The organism is Streptomyces sp. NPDC052079 (assembly GCF_040680275.1).
GTDB lineage: Bacteria > Actinomycetota > Actinomycetes > Streptomycetales > Streptomycetaceae > Streptomyces.
Genome location: NZ_JBFAWL010000007.1, coordinates 135,966 through 153,867, shown reverse-complemented (window position 1 = coordinate 153,867; position 17,902 = coordinate 135,966). Strand labels below are relative to the sequence as shown.

Here is a 17,902-nt window from a genome sequence, read left to right as displayed (position 1 = left end):
GCCTTCGCGCGCGCCGCGCGGTTGCCTCCTTAGCTCAGTTGGCCAGAGCAACGCACTTGTAATGCGTAGGTCGTCGGTTCGAATCCGACAGGAGGCTCCGGAAAGGTCCAGCTCTGTGCCCTTGAGCTGGGCCTTTTCATTTTCTAGATCATTTGAGCCGGGTCGAGACGTTCGTACACCGTCACCCGCCGCCCGCGGACTTGCTTGTCCGCCACCACCGTGAAGTGCTCCTTCAGCACGGAGATCTTCACCCTGTCCCTCATGGCCGACACAGGCTTCGCCACCTCCGTCGCATCCGTGACCAGCAGTATCCGCCGCTGGGCCAGGATCGCGGCCCGGATCCGGGCTTGGCCGGCTTCTACGCCCTTCAGCGTCCCGGATTCCTCCGGACTTTCCGTCAGGGCGATGTCCCGCAGACCGGTGAAGGCGTCGGGGGATACCAACTTGGTGTCGCGCCGCGCCGCCGGTATGAAGAGCACCGCGTCCCCAGTCGTCTTCACCCGCCGCACGTCCGCCGCTATTGCCAGGACGTCGTCCACCCGGCTCGCCGGGGATCGTTTGGCCAGCGATTGCGGCACCATCGCCACCGCCGCCACGACGACCATCGCCGGGACAAGCAACCGTGACAGCTTCCGGAACCTCTGCTCGGTCGCCCGCACCGCCGAGCCCGAGGTTGCGCCGATCAGCAAGGCCAGACCCACCATGCTGAACAGCACATAGCGGTCCAGAAACAGTGGCTGGATCACGGAGAGGCCTATCAGGGCGATCTGTGGCACCGCCAGCAGGGGCAGAGCGACGGTCGCCAGCGACAGTCGGCCCACCCGCGGCCGGTCAAGCAGGGCCCCGAGAGCGCCGATCGACAGCAGGACTGCCGGGCCGATCAGCATGTGCCATGTCAGAGGCGGGATCCAGGACACCTGGTGGGACTGGGTTCGGCTGAACAGGATCAACGGCAGTGAAGCCGTCACCGCGGCCGTCGCGGCCACCGCCCAGGGGGTCCATATTCGTCGCCCGGCCTTCGTCCAGACCAGGGTCACCAAGTGCGCGGGCAGGATCAGCAGTGACAGCCAGTTCAACAGTGAACACACCAGGACCGTGCCCGCGTACGCCACCCAGTGCATCGTCCGGCCACGCCCCCGCAACACGGTCACGAGTAACAGCGTCGAGATGCCGGCCCCTGCCGCGATCAGGGCGTACGGGCGTCCCTCCTGGAGGTAGAACTGCACAGACGGAAGCAGCCCGAACGTCAGTCCTCCCCCCACGCCCTCCCAGACCCCGGCCAGCCGGTGGCCGATGACCGTCACGCAGGCCGCCGCCACCGCCATGGCCAGCACGGAGGGCAGGCGAAGGGTCGTGGTACTGGGCCCGAAACATTTGAAGAGTCCGTGCATCAGCAGGTAGTAGAGCCCATGCACGGTATCGGCCTTCCCCAGCATGTGCCAGATTTCGGCGCCGGACCGTTGGGCCACCTGCCAGGTCGCGGCCTCGTCCCGCCACACGCTTTGCTGTCGAGGAAGTCCCCATATTCCGAGGGAAAGGGTCCATAACACCGGGATCAGCCAGACGGGCAGACGGCGCCGGAGAACGGCTATGTGGGAAATCATGAACGCCTTTGGTCACTTGCGTCACGCAGGCGGCGGCCGATCTCGAGGTCGTTGTCGTTCAGGGGGCGGCCGTCCTCGGTCTCCCACAGAGAGTTCTGCAGCAGGCGCCCGTACGTCCACGCGCGCGCCCGCGCGCGGTCCAGGCCGAGGACGTCGGTCATGGCGTCGAAGCGCCAGCGGACGTCCTCGGCGTCGAAGTTGTTGGCCAGCGCCGGCCAGAGATCGAAGCCGGGGTCGCCTGCCAGGGGCTTGGGATCGATGGCCAGCCAGGGGGCGCGGTCGGCGGCGAGGACGTTCTCGTCGTGCAGGTCCCAGTGCAGGAGGCGGTCGCCGGGTTCGTCGGCGACCTCGCGCACGACGGCCGCCCAGTCGGCGACGAGGCGGCGGGCCGCCGGGTCCGGGATCCGGTCCAGCGCCGAGGGGGCCCGCTCCAGCATGGCCGCGGTGATGTCGCCCAGGCGGCGCATGCCCTCGGGGGCCGGGGTGGCGTGCAGGTGGGCGAGGAGGCGGGCGATCACCAGGACGCCCTCGTGCATGTCGGGCTGGTGCGCGAGCATCCGGGAGGAGTCGAGGCGTTCCAGGAGCATGGTGCCGGTGGGTTCGTCGTGGTCGAGGAGCCGGACCGCTCCGTCGCCGTTCCACAGGCGCAGGGCGATCGGCTCGCCCTCGCTCTCGTCGTCGCGGATCTGGAGCTTCAGCACCGCCGGCGTGCCGTCCGCGCGGTCGACCGGGAGCACCAGGGCGCTCACGCCGTGCATGGGAGCCCCGGTGACGCGCAGCTCCCAGCGGTCCAGGAACCGCGCGGTCAGGTCCGGCAGGGCGGCGATGAAGGCCCGGCCGGCCTCCTTGTTGAACTTCTCCTGGGCGGCGGCGAGTTGGGCGGGAATGTCGATCACTTCTCGCACGGTAGTGGCGTGCGGTGTCTGTGTCCCGTGGTTTTCCCGGCGCGCTACGGCTCCAGGACGACCTTTCCGGTCGTGCCCCTGTTCTCCAGGGCCTGGTGGGCGGCGGCGGCCTCGGCGAGCGGGAAGCGCTGCACGGCGGGGGTGAGCCTGCCCTCGGCGGCCTCGGCGAGGGCGCGCAGTTCGAGGGTGCGGACGGGGTTGGGGCCGTCGGCCCTGCGCATCATCTCGGGGCCGAGGACGTTGAGGGAGACGCCCTCGACGAGGTACGGGCGGTCGCTGTCGATCCCCTCGGCCGACCAGCCGAAGACGACGTGCCGGCCGTCCGGCGCGAGCAGACCGACCACCGCGCGGGCGACGTCGCCACCCACACCGTCGTATACGACGGTGACCTTGCCGCGGTGGCCCTCGAGCCGCTCGGTCCAGTCCGGGGCGGTGTAGTCGACGGCGAGGTCGGCGCCGCCCGCCGCCACGCGGGCCGTCTTCGCGGGGCCGCCGGCCAGGCCGATGACGGTGGCGCCGGCGTTCCTGGCGTACTGCACGAGGAGTGTGCCGATGCCGCCGGCCGCCGCGGGGACGACGACCACGTCGCCGGGGCCGGGTTCGGCGAACTGCACGATCCCCATCGCCGTACGGCCCGTGCCGATCATGGCGACGGCCTCGGCGAAGTCCAGCCGCCCGGGGATCTCGTGCAGCCGGTCGGTGCCGGTGACGGCCAGTTCGGCGTAGCCGCCGGGCACGAAGCCGAGGTGGGCGACCACGCGGCGGCCGAGCAGCTCCCGGGGGACGCCGTCGCCCAGCGCGTCGACGACCCCGGCGACCTCGCGGCCGGGGACGGTCGGCAGCGTGGTCGGTGCCGGGCCGGGGCCCCGCATGCCCCTGCGCAGGGCGGCGTCCAGGAGGTGGACACCGGCCGCCCTGACGGCGATACGGACCTGGTCCGGGCCCGGGTGCGGGTCGTCGATCTCCTCGTAGGTGAGGTTCTCGGCCGGGCCGAAGGCGTGCAGACGGATGGCGTGCATGTGGGGTCCCCCAGGGGTCGTTGGCCGCCGGTGGGCGGCGTCGGGTGCGGCGTGCGGCGCCACGACCCCACGGTGCGACCTCAACCTTGCTTCAGGTCAAGCGCGTTCCGGCCGAGCGCGAGCGAGACGGCCGTCAGGGCGCTGTTGAAGGACACCTCCGAGAGCACACCGGGCGCGGCGACCTGGTCACCGGCGAGGTGGACGCCGTCACCGCGGTCCACGGCGGGCCGGTCGCGCCAACTGGTGCCGGGCAGGTCGAGGGCGCCGGTACGGCCGTTCGCCACCGCCTGCCGCCGCCAGGTGACCCGCTCCCGCCAGCCCTCGTAGGCCAGGTCCAGCAGCTCCTCCGCGCGGGCGGTGCCGTCCGCCTTGGACTCGCCCGGGCCGATGGGGATCTGACCCTGGATCAGCTGCTCGCCGGCCGGGGCGAGGGTGCGGTCCTGGGCGGTGAACCGCTCCAGCCAGCCCGGCGCGTCGAGGTCGGACACGGCGAACGCGTCGCCGCGCCGGGTGCGTACGGCGAGGTCGACCAGGACGGTACGGCCGCTCGGCCAGGTCAGCGAGGCGTCGCCGAGGAGACGGCCGGCGGCGTCCAGCGAGGTGGCGACGACCACCGGCGTGTCGGTGGGCACGGTGTCGACGCGGGAGAGTGTCTCCATCCGCACGCCCAGATTCCACGCGCGGGCGGCCATCCGGTCGATGAGCCCGCCCCAGCCGCCGCGCGGGTAGTGGGCCTCCGGGGGCAGCTTGGTGGCGCGGCGCAGACGCTCCTGCACGAATGCCGCGGACAAGGAGCCCGGGTCGTGGTGGAACAGCGCGACCGCCGCGTAGTGGGCGGCGGCCCGCGCGCCCTCCTCGCCGGCTATCCCGGTGGCCCAGGTGAGGAAGTCGGTGTCGACGGGGGCCTGCGTGCCGCCGCGGCGCAGCAGCTTCAGCATCGCGAGGGGCGGGGTCCGGCGCAGCGCGCCCCGGTGGCGCAGACGCAGCCGGGCCGCCTCCAGGGGCGGCAGCGGGGCGAGCGGTCCGATGAGGCCGCGCTGCCGCAGCCAGGCCCAGTGCGGGCCGCCGTTGTAGAGGGCGTGCGGTCCCTTGTTCGTCCGGTAGGGGCCCTCGGCGGTGCGGGCGCGGCCGCCCAGCGTGTGATGGGCCTCGTGGACGGTGACCTTCGCGCCCGCCTCTGCCGCGGTGATGGCCGCGGTGAGTCCGGCGAAGCCGCCGCCGATGACGGTGATGCGGTGCATGTCTGGGGTCTCCCTCGGGGTCGCTTCCGGCTGTGTGGATGAGACGGAGCGAGGGCGCCGGAATGTGACATGCGTGGGGTTTTCCCAGCTCAGGCGGATTGTCAGTGGTGGGGTGCAGCATGGGGCCATGGTGAGGAGAGCGGCGGGTGGTCCGGGAATGAAGGCGGCGCGGCGCCCGGAGCTGCGGCTGCCCGCGCCGGAGCGGTACGAGGGCGGACTGGAGCCGGACGGGGACTACGACGGGCTGGAGTTCCGGGAAGCGGATCTCGCGGGGCAGGACGGCGGCGGGGCGCGCTTCATGGACTGCGCGCTGAGAGAGTGCGCGCTGGACGAGACGCGGCTGTCCCGGGCGCGGGTGCTGGACTCCGTCCTGGCCGGGGTCCGGGGCGTGGGCACCGACCTGGCGGAGGCGACCCTGCGCGACGTCGAGCTGACCGACGCACGGCTCGGGGGGACGCAGGTGCACGGGGCGTCGCTGGAGCGGGTGCTGGTCCGCGGCGGCAAGATCGACTTCTTGAATCTGCGCGGTGCCCGCCTGAAGGACGTGGTCTTCGAGGGCTGTGTGCTGGTCGAGCCGGATTTCGGCGGGGCGCGGCTGGAGCGCGTGGAGTTCGTGGACTGCGCGCTCAAGGGTGCGGACCTCTCGGGGGCCACGCTGAAGGACGTGGACCTGCGGGGCGCCGCGTCACTGGAGATCGCGAGGGGGGTGGACCGGCTGTCGGGGGCGGTGATCAGCACGGCCCAGCTGCTGGATCTGGCGCCCGTGCTGGCGGGGGAGCTGGGGATCAGAGTGGAGGGGTGAGCGGGGGAGGGCCCGAACCGGCGGGGCCCCGGTGGGCTCACTCCCCGTACCACCCCCACGCGCCCGCTCCTTCGGACGGGTCGAAGGACTGGTGCAGTGCGATGAGGGCGTTGATGAGACGACCGTCGACGTCGGTCCTCGGCATGCGGTACTCCTCGGCCACCGCGCGGAAGACGAGGTGCGCCCGGTGGGAGTCGTCCCGCCAGATGACACGCCGGGGCGGACGGATGCCGCCGTCGCCCTCGCCCAGGAGCGCGGTGACCAGCCACACCAGGCTGAAGGGCAGTCCCACGGGCCACCACAGCGCCCACCACAGCAGGCGGCCCTCGTACCCGCGGAGGGCCTGTCCGGCGACGGGTTCCACGGTCCAGCGTCTCCGGCCGGGGCGGAAGGCCCGCCTGCGCCGCAGGGTGATCCGCCCGAGCGATGCACCGGCCGGGTCCCGGACCTCGTACACGGCGGGGCGTCCGCTCAGCCGGGAGCCCAGGGGCTGGGCGGTGACCACCCGGGCGAGTGGTGCGCCGTTCTCGGCGTGGAGGTGGAAGGCGCGGACGGAGTGGAGCCGGTCGGAGGCGGGGCTGTTGGTGTCACGGGAGAGCCGGACGGCCGGGCCGAGGGCGTCCGGTGCTCCGTCCCGGACGACGGCCGGCGGGTGCACGGTGTGGTTCATCCGGTAGGTCGCAGGACCGTGCGCCACTGGTCTTCCCCTCCGTCCGCGGTGCCGCTTCCGTGAGCGATGCTCTCATCGGCGTGATCGACAGCCGTCAGGGGATCCTCGGGAAGCGGGCCTGGAGGGCCCAGATGGCCGGGTTCTCGGCGAGGTCTTCGTGGAGGTCGGTCAGGTCGGCGAGGAGGTCGTGGAGGAAGTCGCGGGCCTCACGGCGCAGTTCGGAGTGGGAGAAGGTCAGCGGGGGCTCGGAGGCGGGCAGCCACTCGGCCTCGATGTCCACCCAGCCGAAGCGGCGCTCGAACAGCAGCCGGTCGGTGGACTCGGTGAAATCCAGCTCCGCGTGCTGGGGCCGCGAGGCGCGCGAGCCGGCCGGGTCCCGGTCGAGGAGCTCCACGATGTCGCACAGCGCCCACGCGAAGTCGAGCACCGGCACCCATCCCCAGGCGGTGGACAGCTCCCGGTCCGACTCGGTGTCCGCGAGGTAGACGTCGCCGCAGAACAGGTCGTGGCGCAGGGCGTGGACGTCCGCGCGGCGGTAGTCGGTCTGCGGGGGGTCAGGGAAGCGGTTGGAGAGGGCGTAGCCGATGTCGAGCACGTGGGTGATGGTGTCACGGCACAGCGCACCGGTCCCTCATAGGATCCCGACGTGCGCCTTTTCCGCCCCCGACCGGACTCTCGCGCGGTCGCCGCCGTCCTGCTCACGGCGTCGGCAGCCGCGTGCGCGAGCGGCTCCGGGCCGGGGGCCGACCGGGCCGGCGGGTCCGGAGTGGGCGACCCGTACTTCCCCAAGTCCGGCAACGGCGGCTACGACGTCACCCACTACGCCCTCGATCTCGGATACGACCCGCGCGCCCGCCGTCTGACCGGCACCGCGACGATCGACGCCCGCGCCACGCAGGACCTCGGCGCGCTGAACCTGGATCTCCAAGGGCTCGACGTCGAGGACGTCACCGTCGGAGGCACGGCCGCGCGGTGGAGCCGTGAGGGTCAGGAGCTGACCGTCCGGCCGCGCGACGCACTCGACCGGGACGCGCGGTTCCGTGTCGTCGTCCGCTACTCCGGCGTCCCGAAGACCGTCACCGACCCGGACGGCTCCGAGGAGGGCTGGCTGCCCACCGCCGACGGTGCGCTGGCCCTGGGGCAGCCGACGGGCTCCATGGCCTGGTTCCCGGGCAACCACCACCCCTCCGACAAGGCGACGTACAGCATCGCGGTCACCGTCCCGAAGGGGCTGCGGGCGGTGTCCAACGGGGAGCCCGCCGGTGAGGAGACCAAGGGGGGCCGCACGACGTACCGGTGGCGTGTCGGCGAGCCGATGGCGAGCTACCTCGCCACCGTCGCCATCGGCCGGTACGAGACCGACCGCACCAGGACCGCCGACGGGCTGCCCGTCTACACGGCCGTCGACCCCGGACAGGCGGAGGCGAGCCGCGCGATCCTGGCGCGGATCCCCGAGGTCGTGGCGTGGGCGGAGCGGACCTTCGGGCCGTACCCCTTCTCCTCCACGGGCGCGGTCGTCGACCGCCCGGAGGACGCCGGGTACGCCCTGGAGACCCAGACCCGCCCGGTCTTCCCCGGCGCCCCCGACATCCTGCTGCTGGTCCACGAGATCGCCCACCAGTGGTACGGCAACTCCGTGACCCCGCGGACGTGGCGGGACATGTGGCTCAACGAGGGCTTCGCGACGTACGCGCAGTGGCTGTGGCAGGAGGACCACGGCGGCGACACCGCGCAGGAGACCTTCGACCTGCTGTACGCCGGTACGTACTTCCCGGACGCGGCGACCAACGAGGCGCTCTGGTCCTTCCCGCCCGCTGAACCGCCGGACGCGGCGAGCATCTCCGCGACCCCCGTGTACTGGCGCGGCGCGATGGTCCTCCACAGGATCCGGCGGACGGTGGGCGACGACGCCTTCCCCGCCCTCCTGCGCGGCTGGGCGGAGGCACACCGTCATGGCACCGCGGACACCGGCGACTTCACGGCGTACGTGGAGAAGTCGGCGCCGGACAAGGACTTCGGCCGGATCTGGGAGGACTGGCTGTACGGGGAGGGACGGCCGGACAGGGCGTGAGGCTCCCGCACCCCTCAGGACGGGCCGCCGTCGGTGAGCTGTTTGCGCAGGACCGCGCACGGGCGGCCGAGACGGTGGTCCGCCCGGTGGGCGACGGTCGTGTAGCCGAGGGCGGTCCAGAAGGCGAGGGCCTTGGGATTGTTGTCCAGCACGGCGAGGCGTACGGCGGTGTGGCCCTCGGCGCGCAGGCGGTCCTCGACGAGCGCGGCGAGGCGCCGGCCGTGTCCCCAGCCGTGCAGACGCGCGTCCACCATCAGCAGCCCGATCCAGGGGTCCGGGTCGGCGGGGTCCGGGTGGCGGGCGAGGGCGGCGGCGATGCCGATCAGCCTCCCCTCGCTGCGGGCGAGCAGCACCTCCGCGTGCGGGGTGGCCAGCTCATGGGCCAGGTCCCGGGCCACCTGTTCCGGGCGGATGTCGTCCGGGTCCGGGAAGTCGCCGCTGAGGGCGTGGAACTCCCGGTTGGACGCGTAGAGAGCGGTGATCTCGGTCAGCAGCGGACCAGGGAGGTGGCGGTCCGGGGGCAGCGGCAGGAGGTTGAGGATCACCGGGGAAACGTATCGCGCGGGCAGGGTGGCGCGTCGCCGGTGCGCGCCGGAGCCCCCGCCCGGCCGGATGCCGGGCCGGGGGCTCCGTCATGCGGGCGGGGTCCCTCAGACGTTCACGCCGAAGTCCTGGGCGATGCCCACGAGGCCCGAGGCGTAGCCCTGGCCGACCGCGCGGAACTTCCACTCCGCGCCGTTGCGGTACAGCTCGCCGAAGACCATCGCGGTCTCGGTGGCCGCGTCCTCCGAGAGGTCGTAACGGGCGATCTCGGCGCCGCCGGCCTGGTTGATGATGCGGATGTAGGCGTTGCGCACCTGGCCGAAGTTCTGCGAACGGTTCTCGGCGTCGTAGATGGAGACCGGGAAGACGATCTTGTCGACGTCGGCCGGGAGAGCGGCCAGGTTGACGTTGATCGCCTCGTCGTCGCCGGCGCCCTCACCGGTGCGGTTGTCACCGGTGTGGACGATGGTGTTGTCCGGGGTCTGCTTGTTGTTGAAGAACACGAAGTGGGCGTCCGAGTAGACCTTGCCCTGCCCGTTCACCGCGATCGCCGAGGCGTCGAGGTCGAAGTCCGTGCCCGTGGTGGTGCGGACGTCCCAGCCGAGGCCCACGGTGACGGCGGTCAGGCCCGGAGCCTCCTTGGTGAGCGAGACGTTGCCACCCTTGGACAGGCTTACAGCCATTGTTGGGAGTCCCTTCCCTCGTTTACGTACGGCTCGAAGCTACAGCTACCACCTTGAACGCGGGGAGGGGTACGGGAGGTTCCAGCTCGCTTTACTTTCTTTACCCGGGCTGTGGGGATCCGTCTGGGATCCGTCCGGGATCCGGATATTCGGGTGACGTGGCCTTGCCGTACGGGGGAACCTGTACGGCATGTCCGGTCCGCATGTCATCCGTGGCTCCGTCTCCCTGCCCGAGGCCGAGCTCATGTGGCGTTTCTCGCGGTCGTCCGGGCCCGGCGGACAGCATGTCAACACCAGCGACTCCCAGGCCGAAGTGCGTTTCGACCTCGCTCGCACCCAGGCGCTGCCCGAGGTGTGGAAGGAGCGGGCGCTCCAGCGGCTGGCCGGGCGGCTGAACGACGGCGTGATCACTGTTCGCGCTTCGGAGCACCGCTCGCAGTGGCGTAACCGTGAGGCGGCGGCGGTGCGGCTGGCGGCGCTGCTCGCGGAGGCGACCGCGCCGCCGCCGAAGCCGCGGCGGCCGACGCGGATTCCGCGTGGGGTGAATGAGCGGCGGTTGCGGGAGAAGAAGCATCGGTCCGAGACGAAGCGGGGGCGCTCCGCGCGGGGGTGGGTGTGAACGTGGGGTTCCTGGCCCCAGGTGGCCCCCCTTGCAGGGGGTTGGGCCGGAGGTCCGGGCGTGCACGTTGGGTGGCAAGTGCGGGTGCGTCTGTGGTTGATCGCGCAGTTCCCCGCGCCCCTGGGGGGTGGTGGGCCTCTAGTGTTCTCTGCGGGTTAGTTGTGGTTGATCGCGCAGTTCCCCGCGCCCCTAGGCGGGTGGTTCGGCTGTCGGCTGGCAGGGTGCCCGTGAGGGCGTGGTCCGGGCGGCGGTCGGCAGGGTGCCCCTAGGTGGGTGGCTCAGCCGTTGGCTGGCAAGGTGTCCCCGGGTCAGGTCAGGTGGAGTACGCCTACCGTTTCGTTCTCCACCGTCTCGCCGGTTTTGTGGAAGCCCAGGGTCAGGTAGAAGTTTTCGGGGCCCTTGTTGCCCGGGTGCCAGGTGACGTGGAGTTCCTTGGTGCCGCGGCGGCGGAGTTCCTCGGCGACCGCCTGCACGGCGAAGCGGCCGTAGCCCTTGCCCTGTTCCTCCGACGCGATGTTCAGCCGCCACAGGCCGGAGCGGATGGAGCTGCCGTCGTCGTGCCAATCGACGTCGAGGAACGCCATCAGGAAGCCGACCGCGCGGTCGCCGTCCATGATCAGGCGGGGCCAGGCCTTGCCGGGATGGACGTAGGCCTCGGCGAGCGAGTCCGCCACGGGCTCGACGGCGAATTCCTGGTCGGGGCGGACCCGTATGCCGAGGGCGGCCTTGAGGTTGCCGGCGGTGATCTCTTCGAGGCGCGGAGCCGTGCACGTCGTCACCCGGGCACCCTAGGTGCGTAAATCCCCTGGCGTAAAACGGATTTCGCGGCCGCCGGAGAAAGTCCGCGCGGTGTTCAGCCCAACTGCCGGTAACGGCCCCGGAAATACAACAGCGGTCCGCCCTCCGCGCTCGGTACGCGGGCGGTCATGACGCGGCCGATCACCAGGGTGTGGTCCCCGGCCTGCACCCGCTGCTCGGTACGGCACTCCAGCGTCGCCAGCGCGCCGCCCACCAGCGGTGCCCCGCTGTACTCGCCGCGCACGTACGGGATGTCCGCGAACAGCAGACGGTCGCTGACCCGGCCCTTCATCGCGAAGCGGCCCGCGATGTGGCGCTGGCTCTCGGAGAGCACGGACACCGCCCACATCGGCTGTTCGTCGAGCAGTTCGTCCATGCGGGAACCGTTGCGCAGGCTGACCAGCACCAGCGGCGGGTCCAGGGAGACCGACAGGAACGCGGTCGCGGTCATGCCGACGTCCTCGCCGCCCGGTGCCTCCGGGTCGTCCGGGTCCAGCGGCGGCTCCTGTGCGGTCACCAGGACCACGCCGGCAGCCAGACGGGACATGGCTGCGCGGAACTCGTCATTGCTCACCCCCTCAGCATGCCGGGCTGAGGGCGGAACAGTGATCGTGGCCGGTGCGGCAGGAGGGTTCAGCACACTGGAACGCTAATCTCCGCTCCACGGGCACCGCATCGGGCCCTGGCCCGAGCCGGGACCTAGGACCAACGCCCGACCGGCGCCCGGAGCGACGCCCGACCGGCGCCCGGAGCTGGCACAGGTCCCGCGCAACCGCCGTAAAAACCGTGTGCGGTAAAAGCACGGGTAAAGCGCGGAAAGACCACGCAATTGTTCACGTTTAGCTGTGACTTGAGTCACAAGGGGCAGTAATTGTTGACCCTGTGTACCGGGTGAGCAGCGCGCTGTGATTCAGTGGCGGGGAAGTTGGTAGGACGATACGCCGAAGAGAACCCTTGATTCACTCCGAGGTCTCGGGGGGAGGGCGAGGATGGAGACCGAGTCGGAACCCTACGTACGTCTTGCGTCGCTGCGGCAACTCCACCGGGCCATGGCGGACATGAACACGGCACGCAGTCTGGCGGACACGTTGCAGACGGTCGCCGACGGCGTCGTGGGCGCCCTCGGGTACGAGCTGGCCTGCGTCAACCTCGTATGCCCCGACGGTGATCTCGTGGTCGCCGCCCTGTCCGGGAACTCCGCCGCCGCGGCCCTCATCACCGGCCGCACCGGCTCCCGTGAGTCCTGGGACCGCCGCCTGAACATGGGCGAACGCTGGGGCGACCTGATCTTCATACCGCACACCGAGGGCTGGGTACTCGACGACGACGACGTCCCGCAGTGGTACACCGACGGGCCCGCGCCCCGCTTCGAAGATGAGTGGCACCCCTCCGACCGGCTCTTCGCCCCGTTGTACGCCCCTGGCCCACAGGGCGGCGGCAGCTCCGGCGAACTGCTCGGCGTGCTCTCCGTGGACCGCCCGCGCAACGGCCGCCGGCCCGGCGCCTGGGGCCGCGAGGCCCTCCAGATGTACGCCTTCCAGGCCGCCATCGCGATCAGCAACGCGCGTCTACGTGCCAATATGCAGCGCGCCCTGGTCCGCCTCGAACGCGAGCAGCAGGCGCTGCGGGCCAGCGAGGAGAGCTTCCGGCAGGCCTTCGAGTACGCCCCCTCCGGCATGGCCATCGCCGAGATGGGCGGCGACCAGCACGGCCGGATCCTGCGCACCAACGACGCCCTGTGCCGCCTCCTCGGCCGCCACGCCTCCGCGATGCGCCGCTACTCCTTCTCCGACCTGGTCCACCCCGAGGACATCGGCACCCTGCTGCGTACGTCCGCCGAGGGCGGCCGGGCCGAGCTGCGCCTCGGCCGCCGCGACGGCAGCTACGTCTGGGTCTCCCTGCGCAACTCGGTGGTCGCCGACGCCGCCGACGGCCCCCGCTTCCTGCTCACCCACGTCGAGGACATCGAGGAGCGCAAGCGCCGCGAGCTCCAGCTCGCCCACCGCGCCTCCCACGACTCGCTCACCGGACTGCCGAACTCCGCCGAGCTGCGGGCGCGGCTGTCGTCCCGGCTGTGCCGCCAGCAACCGCAGCACGCGCTGCCCGCCGACGTCGACTCGATGGACCCCTTCGAGTCCTTCGAATCCCACGACGCCGCCTACGGTCCGCCCGCCTTCGACCGGGGCCACGACTTCGACTTCCCGCCGGGCAGCGAGGGGTACGAAGGCTTTGACCACCATGTGCACACCGTCGCGCCGGCCGCGGAGTTCGACGACGGCACCAAGGGGCTCGCGGTGCTCTTCTGCGACCTCGACGGCTTCAAGTCGATCAACGACCGGTTCGGGCACAACGCGGGCGACGCGGTGCTCATCGAGGTCGCCCGCCGGCTCAGCAACGGCGTACGGGACGGTGACACCGTCGCCCGGCTCGGCGGCGACGAGTTCGTGATCCTCGCCGACGGGCTGGGCCGGGCCGACGCCCAGGATCTCGCCGTACGGCTGCGCAACGAGATCATCCAGCCCATCCGGGCCGAAGGGCGGGCCGTGCGGGTCGGGGCCAGCTTCGGCATCGGGTGGGCGCATTGCGGGATGACCGCGGACGAAGTGCTGAAGTCCGCCGACGAACGCATGTACGTAGAGAAACGATCTCGTCCCAAACAGCACAGACGCGCGGGATGATGCGCAGGTCAGTGAGTTGATGCGGTCCGGGTCACCCGTTCGGGTCACGGCGAGCGGGTAGGCTCGCTGTCGCCACTCACGTACCGCACCCGATCCGCAGCTAGGAGCACCAAGGGATGACGCCCGGCAACAACGGCGCGAGCACGCCCGAGGACGACGACCCGTTCGGCTACCTCTACGCCGACGGCCAGGCCAACGGGGCCCAGCCGCCGTCCGGGGGCTACGGCTACCCGAACTCGGTCAACAGGGTGCGGCCGGTCGGGGCCCGGCAGTACGGCCAGCAGGCGCCCGCTCCCCAGGCACCGCCGCAGCAGGGCGCGTACGGGCAGCCGAGCGCCCACTACGCCGCCCCGGAGACCCTTCCCGGCGGCGCACCCACGGCGCACTCCCCGCAGCCGTCGCACGGCGGCGGTGGCGGCCGGGGCCGCGGCCCGAACACCAAGGGCCTCCTCATCGGCGCGATCGCCGTGGTCGCGGCCGTCGTGATCGGCATCGGCGTCGCCATGATCGGCGGCGATGACGACGACAAGAGCGGCAACCAGGCGGACGCGAGTCCCTCCCAGACGCAGGACGAGGGCAAGCCGAGCCCGTCGGCGAGCGCCAGCGCGGAGGAGAAGGCGGACCTGCCGACCATCGACGCGAAGGCGCTCCGCTTGGATGGGGGAGCGGCCCTCGCCTCGGACGTCGAGGGTGCGCGGTCCGACGGCGGCATCTATGTCGCGGGCCTGAACAAGCCGGGCGCCACGGTCACCTGGACCGTCAATGGCATCCCCAAGGACGGCGCCTACACGGTCTTCGTCCGCTACAGCACGACCGACGATCCGCAGTCGATGACGCTCACGGTCAACGGCAAGCCGTTCGGCACCAAGCTGAACATGGACAACTTCGCCAGGGCCAAGGACGGCGACTTCTCCAAGGGCTGGACCCAGACCTACGCGTATCCCACGCTCAACAAGGGCACCAACACGATCTCGGTCTCCTGCGCCGACGGCGACAAGTGCAACGTCCTGCTGGACCAGCTGTGGCTCAAGGAGGGCCAGGTCAAGGACTGACCGGCTATGCCGCGGTCGTTTCCCGCGTCACCGTGATGCCGGGCAGCAGGTCCTCGTAGGCCGTCCGGTCGAACTCGCCGGCGGCCGGGGAGAGGACCGTGGCCGCCGACAGGGCGACCGCCCGGGACAGCCGGGCCGGCCAGGGCTCGTGCTCGACGAGGGCCGAGAGGATGCCCGCGACCGCCGAGTCGCCCGCGCCGGCCGGGTTGCCGTGGAGACGGGCCGGCGGGGCGGCGCGCCAGCGGGCGTCCGGGGTGGCCGCGAGGAGACCGTCCGCGCCCAGGGAGGCGACCACCGTGCCGGCGCCCCTGCGGCGGGCGTCCTGGGTGGCGCGCAACGGTTCGTGGGAGCCGGTGAGTTCGGCCAGTTCGTCGGCGTTGGGCTTGAGGATGTCGGGACGTCCGGCGACCCCGCGGCGCAGCGCCGCGCCACTGGTGTCGAGGAGGGCCGGGACACCGGCCGCGCGGGCCGTGCGGATCAGGCCCGCGTACGCGCCCACCGGGACACCCGGGGGCAGGCTGCCGCACAGGGCCACCGCCGAGGCGGAGGCCAGCAGATCCTCGTACACCTCCTGAAACGCGGACCACTCGGCGTGGGTGATGTCCGGGCCCGGCTCGTTCAGCTGTGTGGTGGTGCCCGAGCGCTCGTCCACCACCGCGACGGTGCGCCGGGTGGTGCCGGAGACCGGGACCAGCGCGTCCGTCAGCCGCGGGACCTCGGTGAGCCGGTCGCGCAGGGTCCGCCCCGTCGTACCGCCCGAAAAGCCGGTGACCGTCACCTCGTGGCCGAGGGCGGCGAGCACCCGGGCCACGTTGACGCCCTTGCCGCCGGGGCGTTCCGTCACCGCGGAGACCCGGTGGGAGCCCCCCGCCCGCAGGGAAGGTATGCGATAGGTGATGTCGAGAGCGGTGTTCAGGGTGACCGTGAGTATCACCGGGCCGACCTCCCCCTTTGTACTTGTGCCTGCCGTGTGTCCCGGGAACACGATCATGCCGCACGGACGGCGGTCGGCCCACCCCTGGGACCGGCCACCGTCCGGCGACCCAGGGACGGATCAGCCCAGTTGGGGATCGACCACCCATTCTCCCCGGCGCATCACGCCCACCAGGTCGAAACCGGCGTCCAGCACCACCAGGTCGGCGTCCTTGCCGGGTTCCAGGGAGCCGATCCGGTCGTCCAGGCCGAGCAGCCGCGCCGGGGTGGCGGAGACCGCCGCGACGACGTCCTCGACGGGCAGCCCGTCCACCGTCACCGCCCGCTTGAATGCGCGGTCCAGGGTGAGCGTGGAGCCGGCGATCGAACCGCCCTCCACCAGCCGGGCCACACCGTCCGCGACCTCGACCTCCAGGGGGCCCAGCATGTAGCGGCCGTCGCCGAAACCGGCCGCGTCCATCGCGTCGGTGATGAAGGCGACCCGCTGGGGGCCCGCGTGGTGGAAGGCCAGCTGGAGCGCGGCCGGATGCAGATGGGTGCCGTCGTTGATCAGCTCGACGGTGACCCGCTCGTCCTCCAGCAGGGCGGCGATCGGGCCCGGGGCGCGGTGGCCGAGCGGGGGCATCGCGTTGAAGAGGTGGGTGGCGACGCTCGCGCCCGCGTCGATGGCCGCGACGGTCTGCTCGTAGGTCGCGTCCGTGTGTCCCACGGCCGCGATCACCCCGTGCTCGACGAGCAGCCGTACGGAGTCCAGGCCGCCCGGCAGCTCCGTGGCCAGCGTCATCATCCTCGCCTGCCCGTGCGCGGCGTCGAGCAGCTTGCGGACCTCGGCCGGGTCGGGGTTCCGCAGCAGGTTCTCGTCGTGCGCGCCCTTGCGGCAGGGGGAGATGAACGGCCCCTCGAAGTGGATGCCGGCGATGTCGCCCTGCTGGGCCAGCTCCGCGAGCATCCCGGCGTGCCGGGCGAGGAAGTCCAGGTCACCGGTGACGGCGGAGGCGACCACCGTGGTGGTGCCGTGCAGGCGGTGGGTGCGGACGGCCTGGAGCACGTCCTCGGCGGTGCCGCCGGCGAAGGACGCCCCGCCGCCGCCGTGGTTGTGGATGTCGACGAAGCCGGGGACCAGCCAGTGGCCGGACAGGTCGGCCGTCTCGGCGTCGCCGGGTGCCGTGGCGGCGATCCGCGTGCCCTCGACGATCACGCGCCCGTCGTCCACGGTCCCGGTGGGCAGGACCACCCGGGCACCGGTGAGAACCTTGGTGGGGGCCATCAGGTGGTTACCTCCGAGGGGTACGAGGGGGCAGTGGTGTCGATCAGGTCCCAGGCGAGGAGCCCCGCGCCCAGGCATCCGGCGGTGTCCCCGAGGGCCGCGGGGACCAGGGACGGCAGCTTCTGGAAGGTGACCCGCCGCCGGACAGCCTCCCGCAGGGGTGTGAACAAGGTTTCCCCCGCCTCGGCCAGCCCGCCACCGACGATCAGCGTGCGCGGGTCCAGCAGGGTGAGTGCGATGACCAGCCCGTCGGCGAGCGCGTCCACCGCGTCCTGCCACACCTGACGGGCCCGTACGTCCCCGGACGCGACGGCCTTGGCGCAGTCGGCCGCGCCCGCGCCCGGGTCGCCGCAGGCGGCCGCCCAGGCCTCGCTCACGGCGGCGGCGGACGCGTACCGCTCCAGACAGCCGCGCTGTCCGCACGGGCAGGGGGCTCCTCCGGGCCGTACGACGATATGGCCGATCTCGCCTGCGAAGCCGTGCGCACCGGTCTCGACCCGGCCGTCGATGCCGATGGCGCCCGCGATCCCGGTGCCCAGCGGGACGAACAGGAAACGGTCCGCGCCCTTGCCCGCCCCTATGCGGCCCTCGGCGAGCCCGCCGGTGCGCACGTCGTGGCCGAGGGCGACGGGGATGCCGCCGAGGCGTTCGGTGAGTAGCGCGCGCAGCGGGACGTCGCGCCAGCCGAGGTTCGCCGCGTAGACGGCGACTCCCTGGGCCTCGTCGACGATGCCGGGGACGGCGACGCCGGCGGCCGACGCGGGGACGCCGTGCCGGCGGAGGCCGTGGGCGCGCAGTTCCGCCGCGAAGTCGAGGATCTCCGTGACGACCGCGTCCGCGCCGCGGTCCCGGCCGGTGGGCCGGCGGGCCTGGTGCAGCAGCTCGCCGTCCGCCCCGACCAGTGCGGCCTTCATCCCGGTGCCGCCCACGTCGAGGGCGATGACATGTTTCACGGGAAACAGTGTGGACCGGGGACCCGCGAGAGGTCTAGTCCACTCACGTGGTGTAGGCCTTATT

18 protein-coding genes and 1 tRNA gene are annotated in these 17,902 nt (G+C 72.1%); 6 read left to right on the top strand and 13 right to left on the bottom strand.

The genetic code is table 11. The features are described from left to right. The first annotated feature begins 23 nt into the window (after positions 1-23). Positions 24-97, top strand: a tRNA-Thr gene (locus AB0L56_RS14455). 46 nt (positions 98-143) lie between these two features. Here the strand turns inward: AB0L56_RS14455 and AB0L56_RS14450 are convergent. The 4 genes from AB0L56_RS14450 to AB0L56_RS14435 all read right to left on the bottom strand — a co-directional run bounded on the left by AB0L56_RS14450 (position 144) and on the right by AB0L56_RS14435 (position 4,769). After that, positions 144-1,604, bottom strand: coding sequence for a hypothetical protein (locus AB0L56_RS14450; RefSeq protein ID WP_365422929.1), 1,461 nt, complete (start codon positions 1,602-1,604; stop codon positions 144-146). Then, positions 1,601-2,500: an aminoglycoside phosphotransferase family protein gene (locus tag AB0L56_RS14445; RefSeq protein WP_365422926.1), complete on the bottom strand. Its 900-nt coding sequence runs from the start codon at positions 2,498-2,500 to the stop codon at positions 1,601-1,603. Before AB0L56_RS14445 ends, AB0L56_RS14450 begins: the two co-directional genes overlap by 4 nt. A gap of 53 nt (positions 2,501-2,553) precedes the next feature. Continuing rightward, positions 2,554-3,528, bottom strand: a complete 975-nt coding sequence (locus AB0L56_RS14440) for a zinc-binding dehydrogenase (RefSeq protein WP_365422923.1) — start codon at positions 3,526-3,528, stop codon at positions 2,554-2,556. 80 nt (positions 3,529-3,608) lie between these two features. Then, on the bottom strand, positions 3,609-4,769 hold the full coding sequence (locus tag AB0L56_RS14435) for an FAD-dependent oxidoreductase (RefSeq protein WP_365422920.1): 1,161 nt from the start codon (positions 4,767-4,769) through the stop codon (positions 3,609-3,611). Positions 4,770-4,896: 127 nt separating this feature from the next. Between AB0L56_RS14435 and AB0L56_RS14430 the strand changes: the two genes are divergently transcribed. Continuing rightward, entirely contained in the window at positions 4,897-5,571 is a 675-nt protein-coding gene (locus AB0L56_RS14430) for a pentapeptide repeat-containing protein (RefSeq protein WP_361031541.1), read from the top strand. A 37-nt stretch (positions 5,572-5,608) separates the two neighbouring features. Here the strand turns inward: AB0L56_RS14430 and AB0L56_RS14425 are convergent, their stop codons facing one another. Both AB0L56_RS14425 and AB0L56_RS14420 read right to left on the bottom strand, forming a co-directional pair. Continuing rightward, the gene (locus AB0L56_RS14425; RefSeq protein ID WP_361031538.1) at positions 5,609-6,268 is read right to left on the bottom strand and encodes a hypothetical protein; all 660 of its coding nucleotides are present in this window, start codon (positions 6,266-6,268) and stop codon (positions 5,609-5,611) included. A gap of 67 nt (positions 6,269-6,335) precedes the next feature. After that, positions 6,336-6,836 (bottom strand): hypothetical protein, encoded by a 501-nt coding sequence (locus AB0L56_RS14420; RefSeq protein WP_361031535.1) that lies wholly within the window; start codon positions 6,834-6,836, stop codon positions 6,336-6,338. A gap of 99 nt (positions 6,837-6,935) precedes the next feature. On the opposite strand from AB0L56_RS14420, the gene AB0L56_RS14415 reads away from it, so the two are divergent. Then, positions 6,936-8,312: a M1 family metallopeptidase gene (locus tag AB0L56_RS14415; protein WP_365423212.1), complete on the top strand. Its 1,377-nt coding sequence runs from the start codon at positions 6,936-6,938 to the stop codon at positions 8,310-8,312. Positions 8,313-8,326: 14 nt separating this feature from the next. On the opposite strand, the gene AB0L56_RS14410 is transcribed toward AB0L56_RS14415, so the two are convergent. Both AB0L56_RS14410 and AB0L56_RS14405 read right to left on the bottom strand, forming a co-directional pair. Continuing rightward, a complete protein-coding gene (locus AB0L56_RS14410) occupies positions 8,327-8,857 on the bottom strand; it encodes a GNAT family N-acetyltransferase (protein WP_365422916.1) in 531 nt (176 codons plus the stop codon). A gap of 105 nt (positions 8,858-8,962) precedes the next feature. Continuing rightward, positions 8,963-9,538 (bottom strand): TerD family protein, encoded by a 576-nt coding sequence (locus tag AB0L56_RS14405; RefSeq protein WP_361031529.1) that lies wholly within the window; start codon positions 9,536-9,538, stop codon positions 8,963-8,965. Positions 9,539-9,719: 181 nt separating this feature from the next. On the opposite strand from AB0L56_RS14405, the gene arfB reads away from it, so the two are divergent. Further along, positions 9,720-10,157 carry an alternative ribosome rescue aminoacyl-tRNA hydrolase ArfB gene (gene arfB, locus AB0L56_RS14400; protein ID WP_361031883.1) on the top strand — a complete coding sequence of 146 codons (438 nt, stop codon included), beginning with the start codon at positions 9,720-9,722 and terminating at the stop codon, positions 10,155-10,157. 308 nt (positions 10,158-10,465) lie between these two features. Here arfB and AB0L56_RS14395 read toward each other — a convergent pair whose 3' ends face one another. Then, positions 10,466-10,936: a GNAT family N-acetyltransferase gene (locus AB0L56_RS14395; RefSeq protein WP_365422913.1), complete on the bottom strand. Its 471-nt coding sequence runs from the start codon at positions 10,934-10,936 to the stop codon at positions 10,466-10,468. A gap of 74 nt (positions 10,937-11,010) precedes the next feature. After that, positions 11,011-11,595, bottom strand: coding sequence for a flavin reductase family protein (locus AB0L56_RS14390; protein ID WP_361031523.1), 585 nt, complete (start codon positions 11,593-11,595; stop codon positions 11,011-11,013). 349 nt (positions 11,596-11,944) lie between these two features. Here AB0L56_RS14390 and cdgB point away from each other — a divergent pair, with 349 nt between their 5' ends. Both cdgB and AB0L56_RS14380 read left to right on the top strand, forming a co-directional pair. Beyond that, positions 11,945-13,633: a diguanylate cyclase CdgB gene (gene cdgB / locus AB0L56_RS14385; RefSeq protein WP_361031520.1), complete on the top strand. Its 1,689-nt coding sequence runs from the start codon at positions 11,945-11,947 to the stop codon at positions 13,631-13,633. 116 nt (positions 13,634-13,749) lie between these two features. Next, positions 13,750-14,685: a carbohydrate-binding protein gene (locus AB0L56_RS14380; RefSeq protein ID WP_365422910.1), complete on the top strand. Its 936-nt coding sequence runs from the start codon at positions 13,750-13,752 to the stop codon at positions 14,683-14,685. A gap of 4 nt (positions 14,686-14,689) precedes the next feature. On the opposite strand, the gene AB0L56_RS14375 is transcribed toward AB0L56_RS14380, so the two are convergent. From AB0L56_RS14375 to AB0L56_RS14365, 3 genes are all read right to left on the bottom strand, one after another. Next, on the bottom strand, positions 14,690-15,619 hold the full coding sequence (locus tag AB0L56_RS14375) for a 1-phosphofructokinase family hexose kinase (protein WP_365422907.1): 930 nt from the start codon (positions 15,617-15,619) through the stop codon (positions 14,690-14,692). Between the two features lie 120 nt (positions 15,620-15,739). Next, a complete protein-coding gene (gene nagA, locus AB0L56_RS14370) occupies positions 15,740-16,885 on the bottom strand; it encodes an N-acetylglucosamine-6-phosphate deacetylase (protein WP_365422905.1) in 1,146 nt (381 codons plus the stop codon). Next, the gene (locus AB0L56_RS14365; RefSeq protein ID WP_365422902.1) at positions 16,885-17,838 is read right to left on the bottom strand and encodes an ROK family protein; all 954 of its coding nucleotides are present in this window, start codon (positions 17,836-17,838) and stop codon (positions 16,885-16,887) included. The genes nagA and AB0L56_RS14365 overlap by 1 nt, the downstream gene beginning before the upstream one ends. Positions 17,839-17,902 lie beyond the last annotated feature (64 nt).

Excerpts from the sequence above, each read along its gene's own strand:
- AB0L56_RS14450 (WP_365422929.1), bottom strand. The coding sequence starts at position 1,604 with ATGATTTCCCACATAGCCGTTCTCCGGCGCCGTCTGCCCGTCTGGCTG.
- AB0L56_RS14440 (WP_365422923.1), bottom strand. The coding sequence starts at position 3,528 with ATGCACGCCATCCGTCTGCACGCCTTCGGCCCGGCCGAGAACCTCACC.
- AB0L56_RS14435 (WP_365422920.1), bottom strand. The coding sequence starts at position 4,769 with ATGCACCGCATCACCGTCATCGGCGGCGGCTTCGCCGGACTCACCGCG.
- AB0L56_RS14430 (WP_361031541.1), top strand. The coding sequence starts at position 4,897 with ATGGTGAGGAGAGCGGCGGGTGGTCCGGGAATGAAGGCGGCGCGGCGC.
- AB0L56_RS14405 (WP_361031529.1), bottom strand. The coding sequence starts at position 9,538 with ATGGCTGTAAGCCTGTCCAAGGGTGGCAACGTCTCGCTCACCAAGGAG.
- cdgB (WP_361031520.1), top strand. The coding sequence starts at position 11,945 with ATGGAGACCGAGTCGGAACCCTACGTACGTCTTGCGTCGCTGCGGCAA.
- AB0L56_RS14380 (WP_365422910.1), top strand. The coding sequence starts at position 13,750 with ATGACGCCCGGCAACAACGGCGCGAGCACGCCCGAGGACGACGACCCG.
- nagA (WP_365422905.1), bottom strand. The coding sequence starts at position 16,885 with ATGGCCCCCACCAAGGTTCTCACCGGTGCCCGGGTGGTCCTGCCCACC.